We start from the raw sequence: 9176 nt of genomic DNA, 5'->3' as shown, positions 1-9176 counted from the left end.
CTAACGTTTTACCGTTACCCATTTGACCGTCAAAGAACATTAGATTCATCGTAATTCACTCTTCTTCATAGCTTTGGCCTCATAATCTCTAGGATTGACTTGTGCAGTTTGGGCGCTGGTACTCGCAACGTTAGCTTTCAATAGATTCGATAGTTTGGCATTTCCTTTGATACGGTCAGCCAATGTAATCTTATTGATAAGTTCCATGAATTTTTTAGGTTTGGTCATTTCAGGACGTACAGCATTAACGAATACAGCAATATCACCTAGTCCGTTCTCTTGAAGAATGAACATTGATTTCACTTGTTCTTGTGTGAGAGGAACACCGTTCTGTCGATAGAATTGCAATAATTCTAGCATTTCGTTTGGTTCACGTTGACCATTATCTTCTTCCATTAGTTCGTTAAAAGCGAGTTCTGTTACATTCATTTCAGTTGTCATAGTGAATCACCCCTTATGAGAAAATTAATGCAATTACAACAAGAAGATACGGCATAAGTTTTGCTAGATCCGTTCCCTTATCCGTTTCAAAATTCATCATGTTCTTGATAGATACATCACGACGTAAGTTCTTCAAATTATTAGCTTCGACCAGTGCCGGTTTATCTAAGTTGAAGATGTAAGTAAAGCCGCCGTTATTGTTGTCATAGCACTTCAAAGCGTCGGACTGGTGTAAGATTCCATCTTCATACTCGATACAGTCACCATCAATTGTATAGACAGGATATTGAGTCATTGAATCATTTTCATCGAAAATTAATACACTGTGATTTTTATAGGCTTTAGCATACGAAGGAATTTTTTTTGACATTATTATGATTCTCCTTAACGTTCAATAAATTTTTTATATAGAAAGAATGGTATTAAAGCGAATGACATACCGAGTGCTAGACCTGCACCGATTTCGAAAAATGTTTGAAATGTAGACATTTAAAAGCTCCTTTTTTATACAGAATCTTGAGAAAAGATAGCGTTCATAATAGCGCCCATTGAAAAAGATATGATGACCATGAGTAACACGGTTTCTAAAGGGATTAACATATTTTTCACCACCACTTAATCATGTCTTTGAATTTGATGAACAAACCGATTTGAGTAACTACCAGGTAAGCAACACCGTATATAAAAGCAAGTGTAGTGACCGTCTTGATGAAGAACATCCAACCAGCACCGAACATCGAGAAGTAACCGAAGTAATAACTTATGTTCAATGGTCTAGAGAGTGGAACAGAAAGCGAGTCAATGGTAGTGATAACGGACTGCAACCAGTTGAGTACAGGTGAAAATATGGTGTCTACTAAAGAACGCATTATGAACCACCTTTCGCGACTACGTTGCCACCGAATAGAGCAAGGATTTTAAGGATGAAGAAGAACCAAACGAACGCTACACAAATGTATGGCACTATATCGAGAACGCCCATAGGGTCTACCAGATCCAGTACAACGTCAACACCTTGTGAAGTTGTTGAAGGCATATTTATCGGTTGATTGAACGTGGGAGAAAGTAAGCCCTGTAAAGTTCTAAACACTCCTGCGATGAGTGCAGCTATAAACTGAAAGAGTGCGACAAATATCATCACGACCTTAACGACAACATCAAAGAGTTGCATGATGAAGTAAAAAACTCCATCGAAGAAATAAAATACATAAGATAATGGTTTCTCTAAGAAAGATAAGAAATTAGTGAAACCATCGACTATCAACTGACCTACACCGACAATGACCGAAAGCAATTTTTCAATGAAGTTCATATCAATAACCCCACGTCAACAATCGTTTAACCCCCATCAATACAGTGAACGAGAGCATGAGGACAAAGGCGAAAAATAAAAACGGAGCAAACGGATCTAGTGCAGTTTGAAGAAAAAGAGCTATGTCAACTTCTGTAATCATAGGAACACCCCTTTCAAGAATGAGAGGGGGTAACCCCCTCACATTGTGTTATGCAAGAAATAAGAGTTTGACACGGTTTGCAATGTAGAAAGAAAGTGGAATCGCAACAGCGAAAGCTAGAATCAACCATAGTGAGGCAAACCAAACGCCTACACCGTCTGCAACATCGGTCAAATCATAACCACCGATTGAAAGCAACGGCATTGCCGACTCACTTGGAGTAACAGTCGTTAAAGTTGAAATCGGTGACTCGTTGCCACTGGTGTCAACTGCACTAACTGCCACTTGATAATCTTGAGAATTCGTTAAAGCATTTATCGTGTAATAAGACGACTTGATTGGCGTTGCATTTACCTTTTGGCCGTCAACGTAAACGAAATAACCGTCTAAATCTGTTTCCTGGTTATTGTTCCAATCTAAAGTGATGGATCCGTTACCTACTATGTGAGTAAGTCCAGTAGGTGCTGAAGGTGCAACATCATCAACAGATGATAAAGTCGTTACAGAACGAATCACACCAGTTGATTCATTACCTGTCATATCAACAGTAGTGAATTTAAAACTATAAGTAGTGGCTTCAGATAATCCCGTTACAGTGATTGTTGTTCCAGTCGTTGAATCATACTCAACGCCATCTTTATAAAGAATGGTACGTTCAAAATCGTCATCAAGTGGTTTAACAAAATCAAAGGTAATCGTATCTAAAGTTACGTCTTGAGAAATTGAAGTCACTTCTGAAGGTGGTACAGAATCAGTATTGCTTGGCGTTGCCTGTATAGTCCTCGGTGCTGATTGATTACCTTTAGTATCAACAGATATTACTGCGTACTGGTATGAAGTTTCATTGACGACATCCGTATCAAAATAATAGTTATCTGAAAGGTTATCGACCAATAAGACATCATCACGTAAAATCTTCACGTGTGAAAAATCAACCTGTGGCGGATTAGTCCAATTCAACTCAATCATTCCATCAGTTCCTACTGCTGAAAGAGAACCGACAAGAGAAGGTGGAGTAACGTCGACACCCTGTGAAAATACATCAAACTCGAATAAATTCGTGTCATCGGATGCATTACTATGAATAGCAATTGCTTTTACACCCGAATAGTTTGCAGTGATATTTTCTCCAGTCAAACTATTACTAAAGTTTTGTGCGCCTAACAAATTCGACTCGGTTAAAGTTGGTTTTTGATAGTTCGTCTTACTTGAACTATAAAAGTAGACCGTTGAATCTAAAGGTTTTGCGGAAATTTGATAACTGAACGATTCGATGTCTACGGGAGTTGAAAACTCGTAATATAAGAATCTGGATCTATTAGAAGATTGAAGACCCATTTGCGTTAATGCATTTCCATCTGTTACAGCACTTGTCGATGTTAAGCCTTGACCATCTTGAAATACAGTTATGGGTTTTCCGTGTAGTAATCCGCCGTCATATGCACTAGCCTTATGTGCAGGAAATGAAAGCGAAACGATAAGTAACGCTATAAATGAAACGGAGATAATCCGTTTCCAATTAAATTTCATCTAATCATTCCTTCCTAGTTACTTTTCCATCTTGGCAATGTCTTATCGACTGGTGACTGCTCATAGAAATGATTTTGATTCATTTCAGAATCTTGCGTATACGATGAATCAACTTCATACTGATCCGTTCGTGTCATTTCAGAATCTCGTGTTTGAACAGGGTCTATTTCAAATACCGAATCTTGTTGATAGTTATCAGTTTGAGTCATTTGAGAATCACGGTTCATTTGAACATCTTTCTGTAACTCTTGGTCTGCTAACATTTCATTGTCACGGTTCATTTGAGGGTCTTTTGTCTGTTCAGTATCACGATTCATCTGAGGGTCTTTAGACTGCTCAGAATCGCGAGTCATTTCATCGTCTGGATTTATGATTGAACCATCTTCATTTTTCCAGTTTTCAGGTTCAGGCGCTGTTGGTAATGGTTCAGGCTCTGAAGTTGCATCACCTTTGTCAGAAAAGTAGATTGTAGTATCTTCAAAAGAATTTGAAGGCATTGGAGGTTTGTTATCAGATAGCTTTGGTGGTGGTGTCATCTTGGGTAATGTAGGATTCATGCTTGTCTGTATTTCCCCTAGAATCTCGCCTAAGAGATTGTTGGAATCAGTAGCAATTTGTTGTAGTGAAGTGACCCCGGACAGTATATCTGATAATGTTTTGCCATTTGAGTTTGTCGAATTATTAATGGCTGCCATTGCATCCAGTAAATCTTGATTACACTCGAGACGTGTACAATCATCGCCTTCGGGAACTGTTGGATTGTCTGGATTCGATGGTTGGCCCCATTCGACATACGGTGTGACGGGTGAAGTATTATGACCGTTTACGGCATAGACCTCACCACCATCGGAAGAACTCAATTTGAACCCATGAGCGTTTGAAGGTGCTTGACCGTCAACTACTGGTGTAGGTGTACGACCGATTTCCGTTTCATAGTTGTACCAAATGATTTCCCCACTAGATCCACTGACTGTGACGGTTGACCAATAGGCATTTGCATCGGTCTTGTCAGCAATCATAAAAGTAGATGTTATAGAGGTAGTTCCGAAGTAATCCAAGTAAGTTACAGATTCCGCTCGTGTTACGAGAGGAGTAAAGACTAAAAACAAAGTGACGGATAACATGATTATTCTCTTCATAGGGAAACCCCCTTAAATGAAAGAAGGGGAAGGGATAAACCCTTCCCCTTTATATATGGAACTCGTTTCTGTTGTTGGTATTAGTTTTATGCTACGAAAAGCCCTTTGACACGGTTCGCAATCAAGAATGCGAGTGGGATAGCGACGGCGAATGCCACGATAAGCCACATAGAACCGAACCAGTTTGATACAGACGTTGCCACGTCAGCCAAGTCATAAGTAAGTGAGATTGCAGGAATACCCAAAGTAATTTCCACCCTTCAATTTTTAAGTTTTTTTAATCAATCATAGTTTCTTTGATACGATATGCCACATAGAATGCGAATAGTACACCCAACAAAAGCCATAACACTGGAGATAAAGTATCCCAATTGATTTGGAAATTTCGGAATAAGTCCGTCATTTCGGCAGTACCTATATTTTTGGGAACGTTCGGGATATTATCACTGTGTAACATCGCTTAACCTTTTGCGAGATTCAACAAACGACTTAGCACGAATATGCCGAAACTCGCACCGAGGAAGATATATAGCACCGCTTGAGAACTCGCGAAGATGTTATAGGCATACTGCAAAATTTGTGGAATGTTAAACGTGAATGACATTTAAATTTCGCCCCATTTCCTAATCGTGTAGAAAAATGAAATGATGAGAGCGACAAATGTTATTGATCCAATCAGATAGAGAGGAAAGTTGTTTGACATGAGTAACCAGAAAACAGCGTCTAATAATACTGAATCGTTTACCATGCATCAGACCTCACTGTAAATCTTGAAGCGAGCGCCCCAATAACCAGAATGAGAAATGGCAAGCCCAGAAGAGAATACTGATTTAAGATTTCTGCAAGATTGAATTCAATCATCTAATCACTTCCCAAATCCATTTTAGAGTGTAAAGCGATACCAAGAGAGCCAACAGAAACGAGATAACCATCTCACCATAAGTGAAACTTTGAAACACTTGAAACGAGCCGTTCACAGTCTCAACAATATACTGTTGGTAAAACTCATTGAGAGCATCAATATATTGCTGTTTATCCATGAATTAGACCTTCTTACTTGTGGTCTTGAATATGCTCGACAGTAAAGCTCTTGTCGTTAGCTTTCAAAACAACATCAACTTTTCTTCCATCTTTCATGCCTTGAAGTTGCTCGTAAGTCATATCTCCAAAGTATAAGAAGTTTGGCGAAACACTCATTGAACGGCTACCAACGAATTTGACGAACAACAAATTCTGTTTGTTTTGAGAGGTGCGATCGTAAAGAGAAACATCTGCGAGATACATACCTGTTAACGTGAAATCTTGTTTTGTTAAATCTACTTTTTGTTGGACAATAGTTGACATAAAATTTCCTCCCTTTGGGAATTTGTTAGCCGAACATAACAAAAAAAGAGCCACCTATAAAGGCGACTCTTCGTGACTCATACCGAAAAATACTATTTGAATATAACGAATACATGTTCGGAATATACAAAAATGATATAATCGGGTATTATTGAGTATGGCTAGTACGGAGTCGCCAAACAGACGTACTAGCTAGGGGGAAGGAACTATCTTCCCCTATTTTGTTATAAGTTCAATTAGTCGTTAAGTAACGGCTACATGTATATGGTATAGTAAAAAAGTCAGAAATGGTAGTCCTTTTTTTAAATATTTGGGAACATATTTGGAAAAAGTTTTATATTGTTAGAATTTGTGTCTGGAAATTAGCCGATTTCCGGACCTTTTTTTGTTTGTTTTGCAAAAGCGACCAAGTTATAAACGTTTTGATTTAAAATGTCATGATATTCATCTTTTGATAACAGATTTTCATTGTGTTCGAGTCTGAAACGGTTGATGATTTCTAAATGTTTATCATCCATCTTGTTTGTACCGTCTATCAGATAATTCATGAAGGAAGTCATATCACCATCGAACGCCGTATAAAGCATTGCGAGAGTCGCAGTAGCCTGTCGTTTAATCCAATCTTCGGAACGCTGGATAGATAGATCAGGTGCAACTTGAGAAAGAGCGAGTTTTGAAACACCATCTAAAAACTCTTCCCAAAACTTTGATACCTTCCATCTTGCCTTGTTAGAATCCACTTTACTCTTCACGCAGAACGCCACGTAATTATGTAGAATCCCTTTTACTACACCGCCTATATCTCTTTCCTGCTTTGCAATTATAAGAGCGACCGCATTTGCATGCTCTTTTCTCAACTGAACCTCGACACGAGTCCAATGGTCTACATCTTCATTAAGTTTCTTGTTCTTTGATACCTGTTCTAAAAGTTTGTCATAGAAACGAATCTGAATACGAGATTGTGCAGAACCGAAATATAATGTTTCACCTGTACTAGAACCATCAGAAACTTTAGTCTTACGAACTTCCATTGAAGTTTTAAACCTAGAACGGACTGCCCCTTCTCTAACCTTACGTTTGAGAGTCGGAACGCTAAGAGCGCCCTTGAAATCATCGACAGCGACATCCAAACGAGTAAAGTTATACTTCATCGGGAGAATGTCAGAAAATAGCTGACTCCAAGTTTTTGCGCCAAAGGCTTCATATTCGCGACAACCTTGACCGGAAATATCTAGGAAAACCCCCGCATCAATCGGGCCGTCGAAATAGATTGCAATGTGACCAAAACGCAAGTGAGACTTATACCCGAACTTGCCGTTTTCGTGCTCTTGAAACTTGTCTTTCGGTAGATCTAAAAGCGTGATTATTTCGTGTGCGTCCTGTACAGTTGTGAAAGTGCAGGAAACCCAGTCTACAAGCGCTCTGAGGGCATGTGCCTCGGTATTTTGCGCCCCCCTGTTAGAATACGGGGGCGTACCGAGTTCTGCGTCTAATTTTTCGTTGTTTGGTACGTCTGACTGCATGAAAGAAAACCCCTTTAAGAAATTGATTACTAGCTATTAGATTGTGCAAATTCAAGTAGTATTTTTTTGGTAAATTCGCCAAAAAAATCTCCACTTTTGACGGCTTCGCCTATTTGACAATCAAATTTTTTATTGTCACGTAGTTGTCACCAACAACCGAGACAAAATGGAGAGCGAAGGATATCCGGCTGTTGGGAATCAAGTATGCCAATAAAAAGCGCAATTAAACTAAAAAGCTCCCAACTTCCCTCAACAAAATGGAGAAGTGCCAAGTTCAAAAGAACAAATCAGTCCTGCTGGATATTCAACTTTGCTAGCTTTTCTGGAGCATCTTTAGATAGATCCGTTAGCAATTTTTCATGTGCAAGACGTATAAGAGTAGTTAGTACCTTTGTTTGGTTCAAATGGTCTACATCTGATTCATGTAATTCTAGGTAATGAAGTCGCTGCAGTTTTTCAAGTTCAACCAATTCTTCTAACATTCTGGCTTCGGTTTCAGTGAAACGAAAACTTTTTTGAACAGTTTTTAATGACATAAAAAACACTCCTTTTTTGTTGTTAAGAGGAGTGTATCACTATTGTATATACATTGTAAATACTCACTTGGAAATAAGTTTGGAAAAGAATAGGTTGAGTGTTTCATCTAAATATCGTCTCAAATTGCCTAGATTCTCCTTCTCCTCGTCAGAGAAATCATGAGTGGTCAATAAACTATCGAGATATTCGATACTCGCATTATTCATCATCAATGCAGATTCGACACTTTTCTGAAGTTTCTTTTTGGTCAATAAATCAGCACTCTTCATTTATGAATAGACCTCCCGATACTGGAAGAAGATCGTCCAGGAACATTTCATACTGTAATCGTAAACAGGAAAGAACATTGATTTGATGTTCATAAGCATAGATATCCAAATTGCCGACCTGAAATTGATGTTTGATTGATTTAGTCAAAGTATCAACGTAGGCGATACATCTTGATAATGATTCCTTATTTGTTGATGGTTGATATGCCATTCTCTTGTTAACCTGTTGTGATGAGAACATTTCTTTCAATCTCCTTGTCAGTAGTATAAGCCTCCGCTAACGTCGCACTCTGTGGAGTGCTTCGCTCCGCTCTGGCTTCTAAATAATGTTGGTTAGTCGTTTTTAACTCTGTAAGCAATTCTTTAAAGAGGTCTCGTTTTTCAGGATATTCGAGTGGCGTCACCATAGCATAAGTATCAAAAATTTGAGCCGCAGCCATGTGAGCCAATTCCTTTTTAATCTTCTTTTGTTTCAAGAAACGGTCTGTCTGAGTATCGTAAAACGGATAATAGTAATACTCAGAATCCTTTTGAACCGATACCAAGACATTAGTTACACCACGGACCCGACTTTCAACGTTATCGAATAGTGGACTTGTCATCATCAAAATACAACGCATTTTACGCAAGTAGAAAACAATATGAGAGAAATATTTAACAGCATTGGTATTGAAGTCGCGAGCATCTATATCATTGTGTATCTCGTCCAAACAAATGATAGACGAGGGTTGTTGTGCAACGTCTAGAAAATCCTCGAAAGAGTTGAAAGGTTTCGAGCCTTTCAAACCATAGTTACTATAAAGTGTGGCGCCCGATCGTTGTGCCCAATCCTTTGCGATGATACTCATTCCTAACGTTTTACCGTTACCCATTTGACCGTCAAAGAACATTAGATTCATCGTAATTCACTCTTCTTCATAGCTTTGGCCTCATAATCTC

The 9176-nt window shown here is 38.7% G+C and carries 11 protein-coding genes; all 11 read right to left on the bottom strand.

The window, feature by feature from the left end; translation table 11 throughout:
- Positions 1 to 45: 45 nt before the first annotated feature.
- Complete coding sequence (locus tag KNO87_RS15255; protein WP_214796705.1) at positions 46 to 441, bottom strand: hypothetical protein; 396 nt, start codon at positions 439 to 441, stop codon at positions 46 to 48.
- A 13-nt stretch (positions 442 to 454) separates the two neighbouring features.
- Positions 455 to 811 (bottom strand): hypothetical protein, encoded by a 357-nt coding sequence (locus KNO87_RS15250; protein ID WP_214796707.1) that lies wholly within the window; start codon positions 809 to 811, stop codon positions 455 to 457.
- 498 nt (positions 812 to 1309) lie between these two features.
- The gene (locus KNO87_RS15245; RefSeq protein WP_214796709.1) at positions 1310 to 1753 is read right to left on the bottom strand and encodes a hypothetical protein; all 444 of its coding nucleotides are present in this window, start codon (positions 1751 to 1753) and stop codon (positions 1310 to 1312) included.
- Between the two features lie 190 nt (positions 1754 to 1943).
- A complete protein-coding gene (locus tag KNO87_RS15240; RefSeq protein ID WP_214796711.1) occupies positions 1944 to 3425 on the bottom strand; it encodes a fibronectin type III domain-containing protein in 1482 nt (493 codons plus the stop codon).
- 14 nt (positions 3426 to 3439) lie between these two features.
- Positions 3440 to 4564 carry a hypothetical protein gene (locus KNO87_RS15235; protein WP_214796713.1) on the bottom strand — a complete coding sequence of 375 codons (1125 nt, stop codon included), beginning with the start codon at positions 4562 to 4564 and terminating at the stop codon, positions 3440 to 3442.
- A gap of 86 nt (positions 4565 to 4650) precedes the next feature.
- Positions 4651 to 4809, bottom strand: a complete 159-nt coding sequence (locus KNO87_RS15230) for a hypothetical protein (protein ID WP_214796720.1) — start codon at positions 4807 to 4809, stop codon at positions 4651 to 4653.
- Between the two features lie 612 nt (positions 4810 to 5421).
- Entirely contained in the window at positions 5422 to 5604 is a 183-nt protein-coding gene (locus KNO87_RS15225) for a hypothetical protein (protein WP_214796714.1), read from the bottom strand.
- Positions 5605 to 5617: 13 nt separating this feature from the next.
- Complete coding sequence (locus tag KNO87_RS15220; protein WP_214796716.1) at positions 5618 to 5908, bottom strand: hypothetical protein; 291 nt, start codon at positions 5906 to 5908, stop codon at positions 5618 to 5620.
- A 362-nt stretch (positions 5909 to 6270) separates the two neighbouring features.
- Positions 6271 to 7431: a replication initiation factor domain-containing protein gene (locus KNO87_RS15215; protein ID WP_214814843.1), complete on the bottom strand. Its 1161-nt coding sequence runs from the start codon at positions 7429 to 7431 to the stop codon at positions 6271 to 6273.
- Positions 7432 to 7718: 287 nt separating this feature from the next.
- The gene (locus tag KNO87_RS15210) at positions 7719 to 7967 is read right to left on the bottom strand and encodes a hypothetical protein (RefSeq protein ID WP_214796703.1); all 249 of its coding nucleotides are present in this window, start codon (positions 7965 to 7967) and stop codon (positions 7719 to 7721) included.
- A gap of 488 nt (positions 7968 to 8455) precedes the next feature.
- Positions 8456 to 9136: a hypothetical protein gene (locus KNO87_RS15205; protein WP_251126842.1), complete on the bottom strand. Its 681-nt coding sequence runs from the start codon at positions 9134 to 9136 to the stop codon at positions 8456 to 8458.
- Positions 9137 to 9176 lie beyond the last annotated feature (40 nt).

It is taken from the genome of Exiguobacterium sp. s34 (genome assembly GCF_018617435.1).
GTDB lineage: Bacteria > Bacillota > Bacilli > Exiguobacteriales > Exiguobacteriaceae > Exiguobacterium > Exiguobacterium aestuarii.
The sequence above is the reverse complement of the archived record's forward strand: the minus strand, read 5'-3'. Positions and strand labels throughout refer to the sequence as shown.

What these genes read in the sequence shown, in the direction of transcription:
- KNO87_RS15235 (WP_214796713.1), bottom strand. Translation starts at nt 4,564, where the DNA reads ATGAAGAGAATAATCATGTTATCCGTCACTTTGTTTTTAGTCTTTACT.
- KNO87_RS15220 (WP_214796716.1), bottom strand. Translation starts at nt 5,908, where the DNA reads ATGTCAACTATTGTCCAACAAAAAGTAGATTTAACAAAACAAGATTTC.
- KNO87_RS15245 (WP_214796709.1), bottom strand. Translation starts at nt 1,753, where the DNA reads ATGAACTTCATTGAAAAATTGCTTTCGGTCATTGTCGGTGTAGGTCAG.
- KNO87_RS15210 (WP_214796703.1), bottom strand. Translation starts at nt 7,967, where the DNA reads ATGTCATTAAAAACTGTTCAAAAAAGTTTTCGTTTCACTGAAACCGAA.
- KNO87_RS15225 (WP_214796714.1), bottom strand. Translation starts at nt 5,604, where the DNA reads ATGGATAAACAGCAATATATTGATGCTCTCAATGAGTTTTACCAACAG.
- KNO87_RS15250 (WP_214796707.1), bottom strand. Translation starts at nt 811, where the DNA reads ATGTCAAAAAAAATTCCTTCGTATGCTAAAGCCTATAAAAATCACAGT.
- KNO87_RS15215 (WP_214814843.1), bottom strand. Translation starts at nt 7,431, where the DNA reads ATGCAGTCAGACGTACCAAACAACGAAAAATTAGACGCAGAACTCGGT.
- KNO87_RS15240 (WP_214796711.1), bottom strand. Translation starts at nt 3,425, where the DNA reads ATGAAATTTAATTGGAAACGGATTATCTCCGTTTCATTTATAGCGTTA.
- KNO87_RS15205 (WP_251126842.1), bottom strand. Translation starts at nt 9,136, where the DNA reads ATGAATCTAATGTTCTTTGACGGTCAAATGGGTAACGGTAAAACGTTA.
- KNO87_RS15255 (WP_214796705.1), bottom strand. Translation starts at nt 441, where the DNA reads ATGACAACTGAAATGAATGTAACAGAACTCGCTTTTAACGAACTAATG.